The 19790-nt window shown below is 71.6% G+C and carries 25 protein-coding genes and 1 pseudogene; 17 read left to right on the top strand and 9 right to left on the bottom strand.

The features are described from left to right. Positions 1 to 5 precede the first annotated feature (5 nt). Positions 6 to 647, bottom strand: coding sequence for a helix-turn-helix transcriptional regulator (locus SSP29_RS18840; protein ID WP_089101864.1), 642 nt, complete (start codon positions 645 to 647; stop codon positions 6 to 8). A gap of 97 nt (positions 648 to 744) precedes the next feature. Here SSP29_RS18840 and SSP29_RS18835 point away from each other — a divergent pair, with 97 nt between their 5' ends. Next, positions 745 to 1449, top strand: coding sequence for an ABC transporter ATP-binding protein (locus SSP29_RS18835; RefSeq protein WP_089101863.1), 705 nt, complete (start codon positions 745 to 747; stop codon positions 1447 to 1449). Between the two features lie 5 nt (positions 1450 to 1454). Then, a complete protein-coding gene (locus SSP29_RS18830; RefSeq protein WP_089101862.1) occupies positions 1455 to 4280 on the top strand; it encodes an ABC transporter permease in 2826 nt (941 codons plus the stop codon). An 83-nt stretch (positions 4281 to 4363) separates the two neighbouring features. On the opposite strand, the gene SSP29_RS18825 is transcribed toward SSP29_RS18830, so the two are convergent. Together SSP29_RS18825 and SSP29_RS55845 are read right to left on the bottom strand one after the other, a co-directional pair. Then, positions 4364 to 5074, bottom strand: coding sequence for a copper homeostasis protein CutC (locus tag SSP29_RS18825; protein WP_089101861.1), 711 nt, complete (start codon positions 5072 to 5074; stop codon positions 4364 to 4366). A 136-nt stretch (positions 5075 to 5210) separates the two neighbouring features. Then, a pseudogene (locus SSP29_RS55845) lies at positions 5211 to 5917 on the bottom strand (maleylpyruvate isomerase family mycothiol-dependent enzyme). Between the two features lie 47 nt (positions 5918 to 5964). On the opposite strand from SSP29_RS55845, the gene SSP29_RS18815 reads away from it, so the two are divergent. Together SSP29_RS18815 and SSP29_RS18810 are read left to right on the top strand one after the other, a co-directional pair. Beyond that, the gene (locus tag SSP29_RS18815) at positions 5965 to 6630 is read left to right on the top strand and encodes an HD domain-containing protein (RefSeq protein WP_089101860.1); all 666 of its coding nucleotides are present in this window, start codon (positions 5965 to 5967) and stop codon (positions 6628 to 6630) included. 10 nt (positions 6631 to 6640) lie between these two features. Next, positions 6641 to 7711, top strand: a complete 1071-nt coding sequence (locus SSP29_RS18810; protein WP_089102381.1) for a GNAT family N-acetyltransferase — start codon at positions 6641 to 6643, stop codon at positions 7709 to 7711. A gap of 6 nt (positions 7712 to 7717) precedes the next feature. Here the strand turns inward: SSP29_RS18810 and SSP29_RS18805 are convergent, their stop codons facing one another. Then, complete coding sequence (locus tag SSP29_RS18805; RefSeq protein WP_089101859.1) at positions 7718 to 7984, bottom strand: DUF4031 domain-containing protein; 267 nt, start codon at positions 7982 to 7984, stop codon at positions 7718 to 7720. 10 nt (positions 7985 to 7994) lie between these two features. Then, entirely contained in the window at positions 7995 to 8390 is a 396-nt protein-coding gene (locus SSP29_RS18800; RefSeq protein ID WP_089101858.1) for a DUF8819 family protein, read from the bottom strand. A 55-nt stretch (positions 8391 to 8445) separates the two neighbouring features. On the opposite strand from SSP29_RS18800, the gene SSP29_RS18795 reads away from it, so the two are divergent. From SSP29_RS18795 to SSP29_RS18785, 3 genes are all read left to right on the top strand, one after another. After that, entirely contained in the window at positions 8446 to 9375 is a 930-nt protein-coding gene (locus SSP29_RS18795; RefSeq protein WP_089101857.1) for a MurR/RpiR family transcriptional regulator, read from the top strand. A 113-nt stretch (positions 9376 to 9488) separates the two neighbouring features. Next, on the top strand, positions 9489 to 10418 hold the full coding sequence (gene murQ, locus SSP29_RS18790; RefSeq protein ID WP_089101856.1) for an N-acetylmuramic acid 6-phosphate etherase: 930 nt from the start codon (positions 9489 to 9491) through the stop codon (positions 10416 to 10418). Between the two features lie 16 nt (positions 10419 to 10434). Beyond that, complete coding sequence (locus tag SSP29_RS18785) at positions 10435 to 11883, top strand: PTS transporter subunit EIIC (protein WP_089101855.1); 1449 nt, start codon at positions 10435 to 10437, stop codon at positions 11881 to 11883. Positions 11884 to 11914: 31 nt separating this feature from the next. Here SSP29_RS18785 and SSP29_RS18780 read toward each other — a convergent pair whose 3' ends face one another. The 3 genes from SSP29_RS18780 to SSP29_RS18770 all read right to left on the bottom strand — a co-directional run bounded on the left by SSP29_RS18780 (position 11915) and on the right by SSP29_RS18770 (position 13457). Continuing rightward, the gene (locus SSP29_RS18780) at positions 11915 to 12808 is read right to left on the bottom strand and encodes an acyl-CoA thioester hydrolase/BAAT C-terminal domain-containing protein (RefSeq protein ID WP_089101854.1); all 894 of its coding nucleotides are present in this window, start codon (positions 12806 to 12808) and stop codon (positions 11915 to 11917) included. Further along, positions 12805 to 13002, bottom strand: a complete 198-nt coding sequence (locus tag SSP29_RS55840; RefSeq protein ID WP_174855977.1) for a hypothetical protein — start codon at positions 13000 to 13002, stop codon at positions 12805 to 12807. The genes SSP29_RS18780 and SSP29_RS55840 overlap by 4 nt, the downstream gene beginning before the upstream one ends. 62 nt (positions 13003 to 13064) lie before the next feature. Then, positions 13065 to 13457, bottom strand: coding sequence for a hypothetical protein (locus tag SSP29_RS18770; protein ID WP_089102380.1), 393 nt, complete (start codon positions 13455 to 13457; stop codon positions 13065 to 13067). Between the two features lie 117 nt (positions 13458 to 13574). On the opposite strand from SSP29_RS18770, the gene SSP29_RS18765 reads away from it, so the two are divergent. The 10 genes from SSP29_RS18765 to SSP29_RS18720 all read left to right on the top strand — a co-directional run bounded on the left by SSP29_RS18765 (position 13575) and on the right by SSP29_RS18720 (position 19119). Further along, the gene (locus SSP29_RS18765) at positions 13575 to 14414 is read left to right on the top strand and encodes a helix-turn-helix domain-containing protein (RefSeq protein WP_089102379.1); all 840 of its coding nucleotides are present in this window, start codon (positions 13575 to 13577) and stop codon (positions 14412 to 14414) included. Continuing rightward, positions 14398 to 14598 (top strand): DUF397 domain-containing protein, encoded by a 201-nt coding sequence (locus tag SSP29_RS18760; RefSeq protein ID WP_089101853.1) that lies wholly within the window; start codon positions 14398 to 14400, stop codon positions 14596 to 14598. Before SSP29_RS18765 ends, SSP29_RS18760 begins: the two co-directional genes overlap by 17 nt. 24 nt (positions 14599 to 14622) lie before the next feature. Then, the gene (locus SSP29_RS18755; protein ID WP_089101852.1) at positions 14623 to 14994 is read left to right on the top strand and encodes a nuclear transport factor 2 family protein; all 372 of its coding nucleotides are present in this window, start codon (positions 14623 to 14625) and stop codon (positions 14992 to 14994) included. A gap of 129 nt (positions 14995 to 15123) precedes the next feature. Then, complete coding sequence (locus SSP29_RS18750; RefSeq protein WP_089101851.1) at positions 15124 to 15501, top strand: type II toxin-antitoxin system RelE/ParE family toxin; 378 nt, start codon at positions 15124 to 15126, stop codon at positions 15499 to 15501. Further along, a complete protein-coding gene (locus SSP29_RS18745; RefSeq protein ID WP_089101850.1) occupies positions 15498 to 15833 on the top strand; it encodes a helix-turn-helix domain-containing protein in 336 nt (111 codons plus the stop codon). Before SSP29_RS18750 ends, SSP29_RS18745 begins: the two co-directional genes overlap by 4 nt. Before the next feature lie 248 nt (positions 15834 to 16081). After that, positions 16082 to 16966, top strand: coding sequence for a hypothetical protein (locus SSP29_RS18740; RefSeq protein ID WP_150134438.1), 885 nt, complete (start codon positions 16082 to 16084; stop codon positions 16964 to 16966). Positions 16967 to 17016: 50 nt separating this feature from the next. After that, entirely contained in the window at positions 17017 to 17292 is a 276-nt protein-coding gene (locus SSP29_RS18735; protein ID WP_167449953.1) for a type II toxin-antitoxin system Phd/YefM family antitoxin, read from the top strand. Further along, a complete protein-coding gene (locus SSP29_RS18730) occupies positions 17289 to 17540 on the top strand; it encodes a type II toxin-antitoxin system RelE family toxin (protein WP_089101847.1) in 252 nt (83 codons plus the stop codon). The genes SSP29_RS18735 and SSP29_RS18730 overlap by 4 nt, the downstream gene beginning before the upstream one ends. 42 nt (positions 17541 to 17582) lie before the next feature. Continuing rightward, complete coding sequence (locus SSP29_RS18725; protein WP_089101846.1) at positions 17583 to 18158, top strand: hypothetical protein; 576 nt, start codon at positions 17583 to 17585, stop codon at positions 18156 to 18158. 166 nt (positions 18159 to 18324) lie between these two features. Continuing rightward, the gene (locus SSP29_RS18720) at positions 18325 to 19119 is read left to right on the top strand and encodes an SDR family NAD(P)-dependent oxidoreductase (protein WP_089101845.1); all 795 of its coding nucleotides are present in this window, start codon (positions 18325 to 18327) and stop codon (positions 19117 to 19119) included. Positions 19120 to 19131: 12 nt separating this feature from the next. Here SSP29_RS18720 and SSP29_RS18715 read toward each other — a convergent pair whose 3' ends face one another. Continuing rightward, positions 19132 to 19776, bottom strand: a complete 645-nt coding sequence (locus SSP29_RS18715) for a TetR/AcrR family transcriptional regulator (RefSeq protein WP_089102378.1) — start codon at positions 19774 to 19776, stop codon at positions 19132 to 19134. Positions 19777 to 19790 lie beyond the last annotated feature (14 nt).

Below are 19790 nucleotides of genomic sequence, written 5' to 3'. Positions count from 1 at the left end.
TCAAGCTAGGCGGACTCCCTGCGGGACCCTCTCGTCCCGCCGTGCCCGCCGGCCTCATCGGCGCCGCCCTGCGCCTGTACACGCTCCGGCGCCTGTGAACCCTCCGGTGCCTGTGCGCCCTGTGCTGCGGCGAGCGGGCCCAGATGCTGCGCGGCGCTGTCCAGCAGTCCGAGGTCGGCCTTGGTGTGTGCGATGGCGGCGTCGATCAGGACGGCGACCAGCGGTTCGTCGGCGTGGGCCCGGCGCTGCCGTGCCAGGCCCGCGAGTTCGGCCAGGTACGTCTGCCGCTGCGACTCGATCAGCGTGGTCAGGGCCTGCGGGCCCAGGGCGACGGCGCCGAGGAGCTTCAGGAACAGTTCGTCGCGGAAGCCGCCGACGCGCACCCAGGCGGTGGTCGCCCACGAGCGCAACTCGGCCTCACCGGCCTCGGTGAGCGTGTAGAGGTTCTTGTCGGGCCGGTCGGTCTGCGTGACCTGCGAGCGTGAGACATAGCCGTCACGGACCAGCCGTTCGAGGATCTGGTAGAGGTGACCGATGTTCAGGCCACCCCACTGCGGGCCGATGGCCTCCTCGAACCGAGCCTTGAGTTCGTATCCGTGATTCGGTCGCCGGGTCAGCAGCGCGAGCACGGCGTGATGGAGCGGCATATACGTCCCTTCTACATTGTGACAACATACCCCTGAATTGCCGCAATGTATGTGCGGCGATATATGTGCCGCGATGTACGAGGGCGAGGCTGCAACAATGGCTGTGAGCGTGGCGTTGCGCGGGGTGAGCCGCCGGTATCCCGGGCTGACCGCTCTGGACGGGGTCGACCTGGAGGTCGCGGCCGCCGAGGTGGTGATGCTGACCGGGCCTTCCGGTGCCGGCAAGTCCACCGTGCTGCACGTGACAGGTGGCATGGACCAGCCCGACGAGGGGCACGTCGAGATCGACGGCACGGAGCTGGTGCCCCGGGACCTGGACCGCCACCGGCGGCGGATCGGCTTCGTCTTCCAGCGCTTCCACCTGCTGCCCGCGCTGACCGCGCTGGACAACGTGCTCGCCCCCGTCCTGCCGCGCAGAGTGGACTTCGACCGGCGTGCGCGCGGCATGGAACTGCTCGAAGCGGTCGGCCTGGACCACCGGGCCGACGCCCTGCCCGCGCAGTTGTCAGGCGGCCAGCAGCAACGCGTCGCCGTCGCACGCGCGTTGATCAACCGGCCGGGACTGCTGCTGGCCGACGAGCCCACGGGCAACCTGGACAGCGTCATCGGGCGGGAGATCATCGACCTGCTGATGTCGCTGCGCGAGCGGTACGGGATGACGATGCTGATCGCCACCCACGACGCGGAGGTAGCCGCCAACGGCGACCGGGTGGTGCGCCTGCAGGACGGCAGGATCACCTCGGACCAGCGGATCACGCCGTCCGGCGACGTGCTGCACCGGCTGGGGGGCCTGCGCCCGTGATAGCGATGATCCTCGATCAGTTACGGCGGCGACGCGGGCGCGCGCTGGCCCTGGCCGCCGGGATCCTGGTGGCGGCGACCAGCTTCACCCTGCTGACCGCGACGGTGAGCACGAGTCAGGCGACCACCGTGGGCACGGTACGGAAGAACGCACGGTCCGCGTACGACGTCCTGGTACGCCCGCCGGACTCGCAGACGGCCGTGGAGCGGCAGAGCGGTCTGGTCACGCCGAACTTCCTGTCCGGCACGTTCGGCGGCATCACCATGGACCAGTACCGGCGCATCCGCGGCCTGGCCGGGGTCGACGTGGCCGCGCCGGTCGCCAACATCGGCTACCTCATGGTGTCCAGCACCGTCACCGTGGACGTGTCCCGCTTCCTGGACGGCAAGGCGTCCCGGCAGATCCTGCGCATCAGCCCGACGCTCACCTCCGGACTGGGCACCTACCGCACCTCCGACGAGTACGTCTACCTCACCCGCTCCCCCCTGACCTCGGCGGGGACGCCGGAGGACCTGTTCCAGTCCGACACCCTGGAAAAGGGAGCGGTCGACAAGAGCACCCAGCGGTACCGGCTGAAGGGGAAGTACGACGTCTGCTTCTACTTCAACCGGGACAAGACCGAGCAGACCGAGTTCAACCTGAACCTGCCGATGAAGTCGAACTTCATCGCCGAGGACCTCAGGGAGAAGTCACCGTTCGACCCGGACCTGAGTTCGCGGATGAACTGCCAGTCCGGCCGGGACAAGGCCACCATCGACGTTCCGGTCAGTTACCCCGTGCTGCTGTCCGCCATCGACCCGGCGGCCGAGGACAAGCTGGTGGGCCTCGGCTCCACCGTCACCTCGGGCCGGATGCTCACCGAGCAGGACAAGCCGTGGACGGTGTCGTCCGCCAAGAGCGTCCACGGACAGCACGACTCCTACATCCCGGCGCTGCTCAGCAACGACCCGCTGACCACCGGGACGCTCGACGCCACCGTCCAGCGGCTCGACGTCGGCGACCCGGCCGAGCTGCCCTCGAAACTGGGCAACCCGACGGCCGACAGCTTCGTCCGCGGCCTGCACGGCACCACGGTGGGCAGGACCCGGGTCGACCTGGGCAAGGGCTACCGGAAGGCGCTGAACGAGGATTCGTTCGACACCGGCGACTACTGGACGGTCGGCCCGGTCACCTACCGCCGGGCCTCCGACGGCGACCTCGCCGCGCAGACACAGCCGCCGCAGAAGCGCAGCCTGTGGGTCACCAACTCGAACCAGCAGCCGTTCGCCAACGTCCCCGAGGAGAACCACCAGGGCACCCAGTACCGGAAGGTGACCAGCCACGCCGCCACGGACTGCATCGGGCTGGGTGTCTGCGACGGCGTCGACTCCGGGCGCCTGCCCAATCCCTTCGTCCACCTGGTCGGCCGCTACGACACCGGCAGACTGCACGGCTTCTCGGCACTGTCCGACACCCCGCTGGAGACCTACCAGACGCCGCAGGTCACCGGCGCGGACAGCGCGACCCGGGCGAAGCTCCACGGCAAGCCGCTGCAGCCCGATCGCAACCTGGGCGGCTACGTCAGCCCGCCGCCCACCATGCTGACGACGATGGACTCCGTCACCGCGCTCACCAAGAGCCGCCGCGTCCCGGGTCTCCAGGACAAGGCGCCGGTCAGCGCGATCAGGGTCCGGGTGGCCGGAGTGACCGGCGTCGACACCGCCTCCCGGGCGCGGGTGAACGCAGTGGCCGGCGCGATCCGGGCCGCCTGTCCCCGGCTCCAGGTCGACGTCACCGTCGGCAGCTCGCCCGCCCCGCAGACGGTGGCGCTGAGCGGCTCGGCGCAGGTGACGGAGCGTTGGGTCGCCAAGGGCGTGGCCCTGCGCATCCTCAGGGCGGTGGACACCAAGAGCGCGGTGCTCTTCGTGCTGGTCCTCGTCGTGTGCGCGCTCTTCCTCGGCCAGGCGGCGCTGGCCTCGGTGCGCTCACGGCGCACCGAGATCGGCACGCTGCGCTGCCTGGGCTGGAGCGGCGGCGAAGTACTCCGCCTGGTCCTCGGCGAACTGGCGGTGATCGGCCTCGCCGCCGGAGCGGCGGGCACGGTGCTCGCGTACGTGCTGGGCCGGGTGCTGGGACAGCCCGAAGCCGGCACCAAGTCACTCCTCGTACTCCCGGTGGCGCTCCTGCTGGCCACGGTGGCGGGCCTGATCCCCGCCTGGCTCGCCACCCGGCTGGGGCCGATGGAAGCCGTCCGGCCCCCGGTGACGGCGGCCCGCCGCGCGCGCCCGGTACGTTCGGTGGCCGGACTTGCCGTGCTCAATCTGCTGCGGGTGCGGGGCCGCACGCTGCTGGGTGCGGCGGGGCTGGCGCTGGGAGTGGCCGCCTTCACGGTGCTGCTCGCCCTGACGCTGGCCTTCCGGGGCGAGGTGGCCGGGTCGCTGCTCGGCAACGCCGTGGTGGCACAGGCGCGCGAGGCCGACTACCTCAGCGTCGCCCTGTCCTTGCTGCTGGGCGCCGCCGGCGCGATCGACGTACTGGTCATCTCGCAGCGCGAGCGCGCCGCCGATCTCGCGGTGCTGCGGGCGACCGGCTGGACCAACCGCGAGCTGGCGAAGCTGACCCTCTACGAGGGGATCGGACTGGCTCTGCTGGGCGGCCTGTCCGGCGCGGTGGCCGGTCTGGCCGGGGTGCTGTCACTCGGCCGGGGCGTGCTGCACGGGCACCTGTTCACGGTCGCCGGCGCCGCGCTGCTGGCCACGCTCGCCGCGACCGCCCTGGTGGTGGCGGCGCTGACGGTGCCGATCCGGGGGCTGTCCCGGATCGCCCCCGCCCACCTGCTCGCCGCCGACTGACCCGACCGTCACCCACCGGCGCTGAGACCCCGGCCCATGAACAGGGCCGGGGTCCTCCGCACAAGGCCGGGGTCCTCCGCCGATCAACGCGGTCCCGCACCCCCGGACCGGTCCAGCGCCCGGCGCCAGGACCGCACCGCTTCCTCCGACACCGCCCCCTCCCAGCCCGCCGGCCGCGCCGCCCCGCCGATGTGGAAGGCGTCGACGCCCGCCGCCCGTAGCTCGGGCACGTGGTCGAGCCGGAGCCCTCCGCCCACCAGGATCGTCTGCTCGTACCCCGGCTCGCCGCGTCGCCGTGCCTCGGCCAGCAGCCTGGGCAGCCCCTCGTCCACACCCTCCGCGGCTCCCGCCGTGAGGTAGGCGTCGAGGCCCGGCAGGTCGGCGAGCTGCTTGCGCAGGGCGTCCCGGTCCGCGGCCCGGTCGATGGCCCGGTGGAAGGTCCAGCGGCAGCCGTCCAGCGCGGCCACGACCCGCTCCACCGCGTCCAGGTCCACCCCGCCGTCCGCGGCCAGGAACCCGAGCACGAACTGGTCGGCCCCGGCCGCCCGCAGCTCCCCGGCCACCCCCGCCAGGCGGCCGGTGTCGCCCGCCGCGAACCCGTCCGCCAGGCGCAGCATCACACGCAGGTCGATGTCGACGGCGGCCCGGATCGCGGTGAAGGTCCGGGGCGGCGGGGTCAGCCCGTCGGCCGCCATGTCCGTGACCAGTTCAAGGCGGTCCGCGCCTCCGGCCTGGGCGGCGACCGCGTCCTCGGCGTCGAGGGCGATCACCTCCAGGACTGCCCGCGTGCTCATAGGGCCCCTTCCGTGGTGTTCCCCGTGTACCCCGTGCACCTCTCGCAAGAGGTCTAGTCCGGAGGTCTAGTCCAATCCAGGGTACGCGGGGAACACCGACGGCCGCGAGACCGCCCCCGTCACACACCGGCCGTATTCAGCCGTAGAGGTTCAGCTCCGCCGCCTCCGCCCCCATCAGCTCGTACGACGCCCCGTCCGGCGACCGCCCGGTGTACAGCCGTACGAGCGTCGCCGCGTCGCCCATGAAGCGGGCCGGGGTCCGGGTCCCGCTCGGCCCGCCCAGGTGCAGCGGCTCGTCCACGTCGTCCAGGTCGGCCTGGAGCCGGAGATGCCCCCGCTTCCGGGTCACCCAGGCCAGCAGGGAGAGCGCGTGGGGCAGGCCCGCGCCCGCGTAGGCGCCGGGTTCCCCGAGGGTGTCCCGGACGTCACCGGCGTGCACCCACTCGCCCAGGGCGACCGGGTCCAGCGCCCCGTCCGCCCGCCCCGCGATCACGTCCCCGGCCTCGGTCATGCCGCGCTCCAGCTCGTCGAGGACCCGGGCGTTCGTCCTCCCCCACTGCCCTAAAGGCGTGGGAGGTGCCCCCAGGCGCGCTCGGCGATGTCCCGGTCGTTCGCCTCCGGCGAGAACACGCCCTTCTCGAAGCGGCTCTCCACCACCCGGATCAGCGCGGACGAACAGTGTGCGAGCACGTCCCGCACCGTCCACCCCGGACAGGCGGCGGTCGGCAGCGCGAAGTCCGCGTCCGGCCGGGAACGGAGGAGCGGGATCAGCGCGTCGCGCTCGATGGTGAGGAGACGTCCGGGCAGCAGGGGGTCGCGTGCGTCGTCAGCGGCAGCAGTCATGCGCCCCACGCTAGGGCGATGTCAGTGGCCGGCGGGAGAATGAGCACATGGCCGATCTCGACGCCCTGCACTCCCGCTGGCTGACCGCCTTCCTCCGGTCACGGGACGACGACTCCAGCGTGCCCTCCCCGTACCGGTACGCCGACGAACTGCTCCGCCGCTGGCAGGAGCCCCAGCGGAGATACCACACGGTCGCCCACCTCACGGCGGTCCTCGACCGCATCGACGTCCTGGAGGAGTACGCGGACGACCCGGACCTGGTCCGGCTCGCCGCCTGGTTCCACGACGCGGTGTACCTGCCGGACCGGTCGGAGAACGAGGAGCGCTCGGCCCGCCTCGCCGAACGCGCCCTCCCCGAGGCCGGGATCTCCGCGGAGAGCACCGCCGAGGTCGCCCGCCTGGTCCGGCTCACCGTCACCCACGACCCGGCCCCCGGCGACCGCAACGGCGAGGTCCTGTGCGACGCCGACCTCGCGATCCTCGCCGCCCCGCCCGCCGCGTACGCCGCCTACACCGCCGAGGTGCGCGAGGAGTACCACTTCGTCCCCAACGACGCCTTCCGCGCCGGCCGTTCCGCGATCCTGCGCCAACTCCTCGACCTGCCCCAGCTGTTCAGAACGCCGTACGGCCGGACCGAGTGGGAGCCGACCGCCCGCTACAACCTCGCCGCGGAGCTCGAAATGCTGTCGACCGCCGGGGATCCGGCGTCCTAGGGTGCGGCCCATGCGGACATTGGGCGGGGACCAGGTGGCGGAGGCCGTCGCGGGCAGCGTGGCGGCACTGCGGGCGGCGACGGACCGGGACTGGTCGGAGGTGCAGGCGGGCCGCCTGGAGTGGAGCGTCCGGGAGACGGCCGTACACCTCGCCGGAGCCCTCATCGCCTACGCCGGCCAGCTCGCAGGGCGCGCCGAGACCGCGTACGTCCCCTTCGAGCTCGTCCTGGAGGACGGCGCCGACGACGCCGGCGTGCTGCACGTCGTCCAGACCACCGGCGCCCTGCTCGCCGTCACGGTCCGCAGCACCCCGCGCGAGGTCCGCGCCTTCCACCCCTACCCCTCCCAGCGCGCCGACCGCACGGGCTTCGCCGGTATGGGCGTCGCCGAACTGCTGCTCCACACCCACGACATGGCGGAGGGCCTGGGCATCCCCTACCGGCCCGCCGAGGAGCTCGCCGAGTCCGTCCTCACCCATCTCTTCCCGCACGTCCAGCCCGGTCCGACGCCCTGGCAGACCCTGCTCTGGGCCACCGGCCGCGGCGAGCTGCCCGGCCGCGCCCCGGTCACCGGCTGGACCTGGTACAACAACCTCGTCATCCCCGCCGAACGCCTCGACCTCGTCGGCATCCGCCCCGCCGAAGCCCGTGACCTGCGCCTCGGCGGCGACGGCGGCTTCGAGTGGATCGACGGCGGCCCCTACGAAGGCACCCGCGACGCCGCCGGCTTCCTCCTCAAGGCGTACGAAGGGGGCGTGCACCGGCCCGAGTTCGGCGTCTTCGCCCTGGTCCGCCGGGAGGACGGCCGGGCGATCGGCGGCATGGGCTTCCACTCCGCCCCCGACGAGGACGGCCGGGTGGAGATCGGCTACGACCTGACCGAGGCCGCCCGCGGCAACGGCTACGCGACGGAAGCGCTCCGCGCCCTGGCCGGCTGGGCGTTCGCCCGGGACGACGTACGGTCCCTGTTCGCGACCATAGAGGCGGCCAACACCCCGTCCCAGGCGGTCGTCACCCGCGCCGGGTTCGCCAGGGTGAGCGCGGACGAGAACGAGGTGGCCTTCGAACTGCGCGCGCCGTGACGGCCGTTACCGGCTGTCGCTCTTACGGCGGCGCAGCCCCGCCCCGTGCAGCAGCCGCACCACCTCGCGGCTGCTGACCTCCACGGCACCGGCCCGCACCGCGTCCGCGTAGCGGTGGGAGGGGATGTCGTAGTGGTCGCGCTCGAAGGCGCGGCGGAGTACGCCCATGCCCTCGGCGAAGGTGTGCAGTTCGGCGTACGAGACATCGCTGACCAGGTGGGACCACATCCGGCCGTGGCCCGGCCAGTTCGGCGGGTCGATGTACACGGTCATGAGAACACCGTCACGAGGACGGCTCCCCGCCCAGAGAGCCGCCCAGGGAGCCGCCCAGCGAGCCGACGGAGGCGACCTTCACGCCCGCCTTGTGGCACACCCAGTGCGGATCCGGGCCGAGTTCCGGTTCGACGTCCAGGGCGTGCGGGTCGCCGGAGCCGCACACCGGGCACAGCGGCCAGCGGCCGTACCGCTCCAGGAGGGCGTCCTGCACGTCCTGGGCCACCAGTCCCGCCACGTACTCCGCGCCGTCCGGCCACTGCTGGACCCACCAGCGCCGCTGCACGACGGAGTCCTCGACCAGCGAGACCACGTCCGCCTCGGCGACCTCGCCGGCGACGAGATCGGCGAGCACCAGGGCGCGCGCGGCATGCAACGCCTGTTCCAAGGGGCTTACGGGGTCCATGGTCCCATTGTGCGCGGTCTTGACCCGGCGACCGAAACGAAAATATCTTTCAAGGGTGACCGAGAACGTGAAGGAAACTTTCGGCAACCGCGGAGCAGGTGCCGCGCCGCCGGCTCCCGCCGCCCTCGCGGCCAAGGTGCGGACCCTCGCGCCCTCCATGACCCGGTCCATGCAGCGCGTCGCCGAGGCCGTCGCGGGCGACCCCGCCGGCTGCGCGGCCCTCACGGTCACCGGCCTCGCGGAGCGCACCGGCACCAGCGAGGCGACCGTCGTCCGCACCGCCCGGCTGCTCGGTTACCCCGGCTACCGCGACCTGCGGCTCGCCCTCGCCGGGCTCGCCGCGCAGCAGCAGTCGGGGCGGGCGCCCGCGATCACCACCGACATCGCCGTCGACGACCCGATCGCCGACGTCGTCGCGAAACTCGCCCACGACGAGCAGCAGACCCTCGCGGACACGGCGGCCGGCCTCGACACGGTGCAGTTGGGGGCCGCGGTGAGTGCGCTCGCCGGGGCGCGGCGGACCGATGTGTACGGCATCGGGGCGTCGGGTCTTGTCGCCCAGGACCTCACGCAGAAGCTGCTGCGGATAGGGCTGATAGCGCACGCCCACAGCGATCCGCATCTCGCGGTCACCAACGCGGTGCAGTTGCGGGCCGGGGACGTGGCGATAGCGATCACGCACTCCGGGGCGACCGGGGATGTCATAGAGCCGTTGCGGGTGGCCTTCGAGCGGGGGGCCACGACCGTCGCCATCACCGGGCGGCCGGGTTCCTCGGTGACGCAGTACGCCGACCATGTGCTGACGACGTCGACCTCGCGGGAGAGCGAGCTGCGGCCCGCGGCGATGTCGTCGCGGACCGGTCAGTTGCTGGTGGTGGACTGTCTGTTCGTGGGGGTGGCGCAGCGGACGTATGAGGCGGCGGCGCCGGCGTTGGCGGCGTCGTATGAGGCGTTGGCCCATCGGCACCGGAGTGTGCCGAGATAGACAGACCGTAGGGGTGCGCGTTGTGGGTCGACTGCGGGCCGTTGTGGCTGGTCGCGCAGTTCCCCGCGCCCCTGGGTGGGTGCACTCGACCGAGTCAGAAAGAACCGTTTCCCATGACCACCGAACACCGCGGTCTCCGCTCCGAGCTGGAGTCGCTCACCACCGAGGCCTTCCGCCCGGAGCTCGCCGAGATCGACACGCTTCCCACTCTCGACATCGCCCGGCTCATGAACGGCGAGGACGCCGCAGTGGCCGGTGCGGTGGCTCTGCAGGTGCCCCGGATCTCGGCCGCGATCGATGCCGTCGCCGCCCGGATGGCCCAGGGCGGCCGGCTGGTCTACGCCGGGGCCGGTACCGCCGGGCGGCTCGGGATCCTGGACGCGTCCGAGTGTCCGCCCACCTTCAACACCCGGCCCGGTCAGGTCGTAGGGGTGATCGCGGGCGGGCCGACGGCCATGGTCACGTCCGTCGAAGGGGCCGAGGACTCCGCGGAACTCGCCCGCAAGGACCTCGACGCGCTCGGAATCGGCGCCTCCGACACCGTCGTCGGCGTCTCCGCCTCCGGCCGCACCCCCTACGCCGTCTCCGCCGTCGAGCACGCCCGTGGCCTCGGTGCCCTGACCGTCGGCCTCTCCTGCAACGCGGGCAGCGCGCTCGCGGCCGCCGCCGAGCACGGGATCGAGGTCGTCGTCGGCCCCGAGCTGCTCACCGGCTCCACTCGCCTCAAGGCCGGCACCGCCCAGAAGCTCGTCCTGAACATGCTGTCGACGATCACGATGATCCGGCTCGGCAAGACCTACGGGAACCTGATGGTCGACGTCCGCGCCTCGAACGAGAAGCTGCGAGCCCGTTCGCGGCGGATCGTGGCCCTCGCCACGGGCGCCCCGGACGAGGAGATCGAGGCGGCCCTCACCGCCACCGACGGCGAGGTGAAGAACGCCGTCCTGGTGATCCTGGCCGGCGTCGACGGGCCTTCCGCCGCCCGCCTTCTGGAGGAGTCCGGCGGCCATCTGCGCGCCGCGCTCGCCTCGGCGGCCGGCTGACCCGCACGCTCAGGGGGTGCAGAGATCGTCGTACGACACCGCCGCCGCGCTGCTGCCCCTGGTCGGCGGCCCCGCGAACGTCACCTCCGTCGCCCACTGCATGACCCGGCTCAGGGTGGGGCTGGGTGATCCCTCGCTCGTGGACGCGGAGGCGGTGCGGGCCGTGCCGGGTGTGCTGGGGGTGGTGGCCGACGGGGACACCCTGCAGATCGTCATCGGACCGGGGGCCGTGGTGAACGTGACCGCCGAGTTCGAACAGCTGCTCGCCGCCGGGCAACTGGCCGCCCGTGGGGCCGAGCTGCGGGCGGAGCGCGCCCGGCGCAACGCGACCCCCGTCAAGACCGCCCTCCGCCGTATCGCGGACGTCTTCGTGCCGCTCATCCCGGCCCTGATCGGCTGCGGGGTGCTCGCCGGCCTGAACGGGCTGCTCGTGAACGCCGGCTGGCTGCCCTGGCTGACGCCCGCCCTCGCCGCCGTCGCCTCCGGCTTCATGGCCCTGATCAGCGTCTTCGTCGGGTACAACACGGCGAAGGTGTTCGGCGGGACGCCGGTGCTGGGCGGGGCGGTCGCGGCGATCGTCGTCTATCCGGGCGTCGCGAAGGTGACGGCCTTCGGGGTGGCGCTGGCACCCGGTCAGGGCGGGGTCCTCGGGGCCCTGGCGGCGGCGCTGCTGGCGACGTACGTCGAACGGTGGTGCCGGGGCCGCGTCCCCGACGCCCTCGACGTCCTGCTCACCCCCACCGTCACCGTCCTCGTCGCCGGACTGGCCACGCTCTACGGCCTCATGTACGCCGCCGGTGTCGTCTCCTCCGCCATCGGCACCGCCGCGAACTGGCTGCTCGCCACCACCGGCCCGCTCGCCGGCCTGATCCTCGGCGGGCTCTTCCTCCCCCTCGTCATGCTGGGCCTGCACCAGGCCCTGATCCCCATCCACACCACCCTCATCCAGCAGCAGGGCTACACGGTCTTGCTCCCCCTCCTCGCCATGGCGGGCGCAGGCCAGGTGGGCGCGGCGATCGCCGTCTACGCCCGCCTCCGTCACGACACCGCGCTCCGTACGACCATCAGGTCGGCGCTCCCGGCGGGCCTGCTGGGCGTCGGCGAGCCCCTCATCTACGGCGTCTCGCTGCCGCTCGGCCGCCCTTTCCTGACCGCCTGCGCGGGCGGGGCGGCGGGCGGCGCCTTCGTCGGCTTCTTCGCGGTGCTCGGCGACCGCGTGGGCGCCACCGCCATCGGCCCCTCGGGCTGGGCCCTGTTCCCTCTCCTCACGGGGAACAGGGGGCCGGCCCTGGCGGCGGCGATCTACGCGGGCGGCCTGCTGACCGGTTACGCCGTGGGTTTCCTGGCGACGTACGTCGGTCTCAGCTCCGCCGGTAGCCCGGGTGGCCCCGGTAGCCCCGGTAGCCCGGGCGGCCCGGGTGGCCCGGGTGGCCCTGGCAGCCCGTCACCTCGGCGATCCAGGTGATGAAGTCACGAGGCGTATCCGCCAGCCAGTCTCAGCAGTCGTCGGCAGCGGCTCTTCCGTCGCCGAGCGCGTCGAGGATGTGCGGCCAGGCTGCCCTGCCGAGGAGCGCATCCGCTTCAGGAGTGCCTCCGTACCTGAAGCGCGGGGACGCCGGCGCGGGGCTCTCACCAGGAAGGCGTTGCCGGTGGCCGGCGTCGTCGCGGGCGATCAGACACACGGCCGCCCCGGCCGACCGTCGGCGATGTGCCAGCTGCTCGGCGAAGGGAAGCGACGGCCACATCGCGTCATCGCCGCCCGCCACCAACAGGACATCGGCTCTGGCCGTGTCCACGGGGATGTCCGCCGACGGAAGCGAGTGAGCGAAGGTCCGCTCGCTCAGTTCGTACCATCCCCGAATGGCGACCGGACCGCCGTCCGGCTCCTCGGGAACCCAGGAATCGTCCATCGGGACGAACGGCAGCGGCCGGTCCCGCCAGGTCCAGGACGAGCGATACGGGTGGTGCGCACCGTCGCGGCCCGGGCCGACATTGCACCAGACGCGCGAGGTGGGCGACAGCGCGACGACCACGTCCACACGCGTGTCACGCACAGCCGTGAGCAGAGCTGCCTCAGCCCCCTTGGAGAAGCCGAGAATTCCGATGCGTTGCGCTCCGCCAAGCCGGAGGAAGTCGACGGCGGTGGTGAAGGTCTCCAGGGGAACCTCGCAGATCCCCGGCGGCTGCCCGGGCCCACCGAACCAGCGGATCGTCAAGGCCGCGAAGCCCTGCTGAGCGAGGATGCGCGCTCGCTCACGCTCGACGCGCCCGCTGGATCCCGCCAGGACCAGAACGCCGACCTCGCTTCCGTGCACCGGAGCGATCAGAACACCTTCCCAGGGATGGGTCAGCTCGCGCTCAGTGACGTCCGTCGATACGACTCCGCTCACCGCCGCAGGACAAAGCGGTAGACCCGGGAATCCCTCGCATCGAGGCCCACTGTGTTCGCATCGCTGCTGAGCAAAGCCCGCACGGCCCCGCGATCCAGGGGACCGGCCGTACTCGAAAGCTGCGGCAGCAAGCGCGCCAATGCCTCAACCGACTCGTCGTCCGCTTCCCGGACGACCGCTACCTCAACGCTCATGACTGCGACACTACAGAGCGGGCTTTCTCTCGCAGCGACACTCAGGCCGGGAATCTCCGGCGTCAACAGGGCAGCCGCCGCACCCTGTTGAGCCGCCGCACCTGTGCCCGCAGCACCTCCTCCGGTGGCGCCGGCTCCAGCGACTCCGGCGGACAGTCCCACTCCTTGCCGCCGACGACGGGCCGCACCTGCACGACACCGCCGACATGCCCCCTGACCTCGCCGATCCGCCCGTCCCGTACGTCCGTCACATACGTCCCGAGCGGCGGCCGTTCTCCCCGCACCACCGACGCGAGCCGCTCCGCGACCCGCACATTGCACCGCCCCAGTTCCACCAGAGCGAACGGCTCGTCACTCGCCCCGGTCACCGGATCGACGCACAGCGACGGCAGCACGACACCGACGCCTTTCAGGGCCGCCCGCAACGTCTCCACCACTTCTTCGGTGGTCCGCAGCACCATTCCCTACCTCCACGCTGAGTTCCCGGTTCACCACACAGCGTGTCGTGCATGCCTCTAACCTGGCCAGATACGGCATCCCAACAACGTCGGCTGTTGGACAGGGGCGTGCACATGGCAGGACCGAAAGACCTGGACCCGTCGTCATCACCGCGCGCCCTGCTGGGGGCGGAGTTACGGCATGCGCGGGAGCAGAAGGGGCTGAGCCAGGCGGAGTTGGGCCAATGGCTTTTCGTGAGCGGGTCGTTCATCGGGCAGTTGGAGGCGGGAACTCGGCGGATGCAGCCGGAGTACGCGCGGATGCTGGACGAAGTCCTGGAGACGGCAGGCTTCTTCATGCGGAACTGCGCGGCCGCAGCCAAGTCGAAGTTTGAGGCACACTTCGCGGACGTAGCGGAGACAGAGGCCCAAGCCACGGCGATCAGGCAGTACGCGCCGCTCCTGATCCCCGGGCTACTTCAGACGCGCGCGTACGCCTCTGCCGTGAACCGCGCGTATGACCCGACGGCCCTGGAGGAGACCATCGAGCAGTGGACGGAAGGCCGCATGGAACGGGCCCGCCTGCTCGATCACCCAACAAAGCCGTTGTTGTGGGCCGTGCTGGACGAGGCGGCGTTACGTCGGGAGACCGGCGGCCGGGCGGTGATGGCGGAGGCCCTGTGTCACATCGCGGGTCTGTCCCGCCGGAACCGGGTCATCGTGCAGGTGTTGCCACTCAGTTCAGGTGCGCACACGGCCATGGGGGGTGCCCTCAAACTGATGGAGTTCGACGATGCCCCTCAGCTGGTCTACCTCGAATCGGTGCGTACCGGGCGGGTGGAGGACGACCCGGCCACTGTCACCCAACTGAGGTTCCTGTTCGATCTTCTTGTCGCCTCCGCGCTCTCGCAGGAGAAGTCTCTGGCCCTGATCGAGGCGTTGGCGCAGGATTATGCCCATGAGGAACATCCCTGACGATGACCTGAGCGCGGCCGTATGGATCAAGTCGAGCTACAGCGGCGGCGGCGACAACTGCCTCGAAGTCACCCACGCCTTCCCCACCCTCACCCCCGTCCGAGACTCGAAGAACCCCCTCGGCCCGAAGCTCGTGTTCCGGTCGGCTGCCTGGTCGGCCTTCGTGGAGGCTGTCAAGAAGTGACCGTCACCACCCGAAGGGCCGCCCATGACCAGCACCGTCGCCGACCTGATGCGCCGTAACCTGCTCGGCGTCTTCAACGAACCGGACGCCAAGCGCCGCAACGCGGCCATCACCAAGACGTATGCCGAGGACGTGGTGTGGCACGAGCCCGACCGGGTCGTGCGCGGCCGCAAGGCCCTCTCCGTGCGCGCCGCGGAGCTGCTCGCGGAGCAGCCGGGCTGGGTCTTCCGGCCCGAGGGCCCCGTCTCCGTCACCGACGACCTCGGCCATCTCGGTTGGGTGTACGGCCCGGCCGGCGAACCGCCCGTCGCGACCGGCATGGACATCGCCCACTGCAGGGACGGCGTCATCGTCGAGCTCTACACACTCGTCGCCGAAACCCCCCGGCCGTCCTAAGGCTCTTCAAGCACCTCAGGAGCGGCCGGCCTGCCCGAAGCCGCCACCTCGGGCTCCATATCACTCATTCCGGTGACCACCGTTCAGCGAACAGAGATATGCTGTTAGCGACATATTACGTTCCGTCGCATGGATGACCTGTACGTGATCGAGCTGGAGCCCGAGGTGCGGTCTTGGCTGGAGCTTCTCCCCGACAAACAACACCGCAAAGTAGAGGAGTACGCCGAGCTGCTCTCCGCCCTCGGGCCTCGAACGCCCATGCCGTTCGCTCGCCCTCTGGAAGACGGGGTGTACGAGCTGCGCCCCACCCTGGGCGGTGTGAGCACACGGATCACGTACTGGTTCGCACCGGAGCGCCGCATTGTGCTCCTCACCGTGTTCCGCAAGACCCGAATGCATGAGGCGGACCAGGTAGCCCGTGCGGTGGCTGCCCGCAAGGTGTGCGCCGACGAGCACGGCCCGGCCCACGTGACGTACAGCCGCGCAGAGGAAGGAGACGCGCGATGAACCACTCCCGCTGGAGGTTGGCGCGCGAGAAGAAGCTGGCCATGGAGCACACCGAGTCCCCTGAGGTCACAGCCGAGCGCGCGGAGATCCGGCTGGCCATGGCTTTCGCCCAGGCCGTGTACGAGCGCCGCAAGGAGCTGGGGCTGTCACAAGCCGACCTCGCCGAACGCGCCGGGCTCACCCAGGCGAAGATCTCCCGCCTGGAAGGAGCCGACACCGTACCGACCCTCCCCTTGCTGCGGCGCCTGGCCCTGGCCCTGGACGCTTCCCTCAGCATCGCCTTGGACGACGATCGCGAGGAAGTCACCTTTATCGCTCACCCGGCAGCCTGATCCTGGTCGTCACGTCACAGGCCTAGCGAGCACCCGAGGCTCAAGCGCTCAGCCCCGAGCGCTCTTTTCAAGGAACGGGTGGAGGGCCTCAACCCACCCTCCCACCCCGCGAGTTGACGGCACGCGTTCGGTTTGCCACGCACAGTCACGATCGTCTAGCGTGCCCGCATAACGAACGAAACAGCCCCCGCCAGGCGCTAGCAACACCTGCGGGGGCTTGACCAACGAGATCGGAACCAGCGATCCCCATGGCTGACAGCCAGCTTAGTGCTGCCTCCCTGCCCACGCACGCCGCCCCGCACCCCATGGCCAACCCGGGGTACGGAAAGCGGTCCGCGCCTGAGCAACACCGTCGCACCGCGCACGACTTCGCCCATCTCCCACCCCGCGAAGCCGCCATCGCCGCATACGTCGACCGGCTCCCCGACGGCGCCGACATCTCCGTGAAGACGCTGGCCAAGCAGCTTCCGTACGGTCAGTGCGCCCTCCGTACCGCCCTCAACAACCTCCAGCGGGCCGGGCACTTGAGGCGGGGCCGGGAACATCTCGCCGACTCGGGGAGCTGTCGCTGGATCACCCGATCGTGGTTCTCCCGTACCGCACGCGACGATGACTGGTGGGCTGCGTTCACGCGAGGCGCCGTATCGGAGCCGGAGCCGGAGCAGCCCCCCGACCGGGTCCGCCCCACCCGCAGCCGCGCCCACATCCTCCTCGCCGCCCTCGGCCGTACGGCCCCGGCTCTCTCCCTCTCCCAGGCCGACTGCGCCGCCCTCGCCCCACTGCTGACGGAGTGGTTCGCACGGGGTGCGAGCGACGAGTACGCACTCCAGGCCCTGACCAGCGGCCTCCCTTCCCCCGTCCACCACCCGGCCGCCCTGCTCCGCAAACGCCTCACCGACAAGCTGCCGCCCGAGCCGGTACGGCCCGCTCGCCCGCCCCTCCGCATCCTGGAGTGCGCGAAGTGCAGAGCACCGGGCCGCCCGGAGGCCCTGCCGGGCGGTACCTGCGGCGCGTGCCGGGGCGAACGCGCCCCCAGCGGCCCCAACACGCCCCTGTCACCTTCCGAGGTCCGGTCCCGCGTCGCGGAGATCCGTGGCGCGATGAACGAACGACGAGAGAGGACACCCGCATGACCACTCCTGCGCACACACTGCACACACCCGCCGGTGTGTACAGTTTTTCCATGGAGACGTATCCGCTTGTGGAGGCCCGGAACCAGCTCGGTCAGCTCGTCGGCCGGGTCCGGCACGGCCAGGAGCACATCCTGATCACCGAGTACGGCAAGCCCGCCGCCGCGCTCATCCCCATAAGCGAGCTTGAGGAACTTCAGCGACTTCGGGACGAGGCGGACATCGCCGAAGCACGTGCACGGGAAGCCGGTCGGTCCGGGCCCTCGATGGCGCACGACGAGTTCATGGCGCAGTTGGAGGAAGAGGACCGCCGCGGAGTCGCTTCGTGATCCACGCGGTGGTGTGGGAACACCACGCCATGGAGGAGTTCCGGCGGCTCCGAGCGATCGATCCCGTGGGTGCCAAGGCGACGGCCGCAGCGGTACGAGCGCTTGCTGAAGAGCCTCGTCCGGAGGAGGCTCGCGCACTCGGAACATCCGGGTACTACCGCCTGCACGTCGGCACCTGGCGGGTGCTCTACCGCCCGGACGGCGAGACCGTCACGGTCTACGTGCTCAAAGTCGGCCGCAGCACCTGACATCCGGCCGCGATGTCAGCGCCGTATGCCACGCTGGTCCATATGAATCACTCCCAGCTCACCGCCCTGGGCCGGGCCCTTCGTCTCCTCGGCGAGCACGGGGAGGCCCTGACCGGCGAGACGACCGACGGCAAGTTGCACGAGGTCAAGGACGACCTCCGGCGCGCTCTCGACCTGCTGGAGGAGAGCGTCAGCAGGGCCGCGCCCACGACCCGGTGCGCCGAGCACCCGCAGGGGCCCGTGGACGAGAGCGCCCCCGATCTGTGTCTGCTGTGCGAGACGCGGCGGCGGGCCGCGCGGCGGTCGGAGTTCGGCGGTGGGCCCCGGCCGGTGCCGGGCGAGGCCGTCAGTGCGTCCATGTCCCGGTACGGGGTGCGGGGCGACCGGCCGCAACCGCAGCAGCGCTGGCTGCCGGAGGCGTGGAACGGCCGGGAGTGGGAGCTGTGCGGCACCCCCCGGCGCGACCGGCAGGAGGCCGAGCTGTACCTCGCCGCCCAGCGGCGCGGGTCCCGGCCCGCCATGGCCTACCGGCTGGTCCACGAGTTCACCGACTACGAGGTGCTCCGGGTGTGGGGCACTCCGGTACAGGTGGACATCGAGCCCCTCGGCAACCTCTAGCCGACTTGCTCCGGTGCAAGCGGATCACCGCGGCACCGCCGGAGTGACCTGCCGCATCGCCCGGCGCCGGTGCCGCCATCCAGGCGCTGAACGCCCGAACCCTTTGTGCCGGGACGCCGACCCGGGTACCTGAGCCGTGACACGTACGCGGAAGGGGTTCGGCGGAATGAAGATCGATCTGACGGGTCGCACGGCACTGGTCACCGGCTCCACGCAGGGCATCGGCGCGGCGATCGCCGTCGGCCTGGCCCGTGCCGGGGCCCGGGTGGGGGTCAACGGCCGGGACGCGCGGCGCGTCGAGGACAGCGTCGCCCGGCTGGCGGAGCAGGCCCCCGGTGCCGGTCTCGTCCCGGTCGCGGCGGACGTGACCAGCGAGGAGGGCGCCCGGCGGGCGGCCGAGGTGCTGCCTCAGGTGGACATCCTCGTCAACAACCTGGGGATCTTCGGCGCCGAGGACCCGCTGCGGATCACCGACGCGGAGTGGCGGCGCTATTTCGAGGTGAACGTGCTGGCCGCGGTGCGGCTGACCCGCCTCTTCCTGCCGGGCATGACCGAACGCGGGTGGGGGCGCGTCCAGTACATCGCCAGCGACTCGGCGGTGGCCATCCCCGCGGAGATGATCCACTACGGCATGTCGAAGACCGCGCTGCTCGCGGTGGGCCGCGGCTTCGCCAAGCAGGCCGCCGGCACCGGTGTCACGGTGAACTCCGTGATCGCCGGTCCCACCCACACCGGGGGCGTCGAGGACTTCGTCTACGAACTCGTCGACCGCGACCTGCCCTGGGACGAGGCCCAGCGCGTCTTCATGCGCGAGCACCGGCCCCAGTCGCTGCTGCAGCGCCTGATCGAACCGGAGGAGATCGCCCACATGGTCGTCTACCTCAGCTCCGACCAGGCCTCGGCCACCACCGGGGGCGCCCTGCGGGTGGACGGCGGATACGTCGACTCCATCCTGCCGTGACCGGCCCCGCGCTCACCGTTCCCCGGACAGGAGGGTGGCGGTGAGCGTGTCGGCCAGCCATTCCTCGTAGGTGGCGGCCGACCAGCCGCGCCCCTCGGTGAGCTGGGTGAACAGCTGCGGTCCCGCCAGGGCCCAGACGGCGTCCGTGAGGTGGGCCGGGTCCGTCCCCGGACGCAGCGCACCGCTCTCGCCGAGGTGCGTGACGAAGGAGGTGACGCCGGTCAGCCGCTCCCGTTCCCCCGTCTCCAGGATCTCCCCGACGTCCGGCCCGGCCTGGGTCAGCAGGGCGAACAGCGGGGCCACGCGCTCATGGATGCCGCGCACGTACGCGGCGTAGAGCCGGAGCTTGGCGACCGGGTCCGCCGTCCGCAGGATCTCGCGCGTCTGGGGGCGGTCCGCCATGGGCACCGGTTCGTCGTCTCCGGCCAGCGTGATGTCCCACAGGGCCTTGACCATGCCCGGTTTGCCGCCGAACGACTTGTAGACGGTTTCGGCGGAGACGCCGGCCCGTTCGGCCACCGCGCGGATGGTCGTTGCGTGGAAGCCGTCCCGGAAGAGCAGCTCACGGCAGGCCGCCAGCACCGCCGCACGGTTGCGGCGCGCGGCCTCGCGCCGGCGCTCGGAGTTGTAGGGCCGGCGTGGTGTCTCGCCTGCCATCGGCACACCCCCAA

The organism is Streptomyces hyaluromycini (assembly GCF_002217755.1).
Taxonomy (GTDB): domain Bacteria; phylum Actinomycetota; class Actinomycetes; order Streptomycetales; family Streptomycetaceae; genus Streptomyces; species Streptomyces hyaluromycini.
This window is presented reverse-complemented; position numbering and strand designations above follow the sequence as displayed.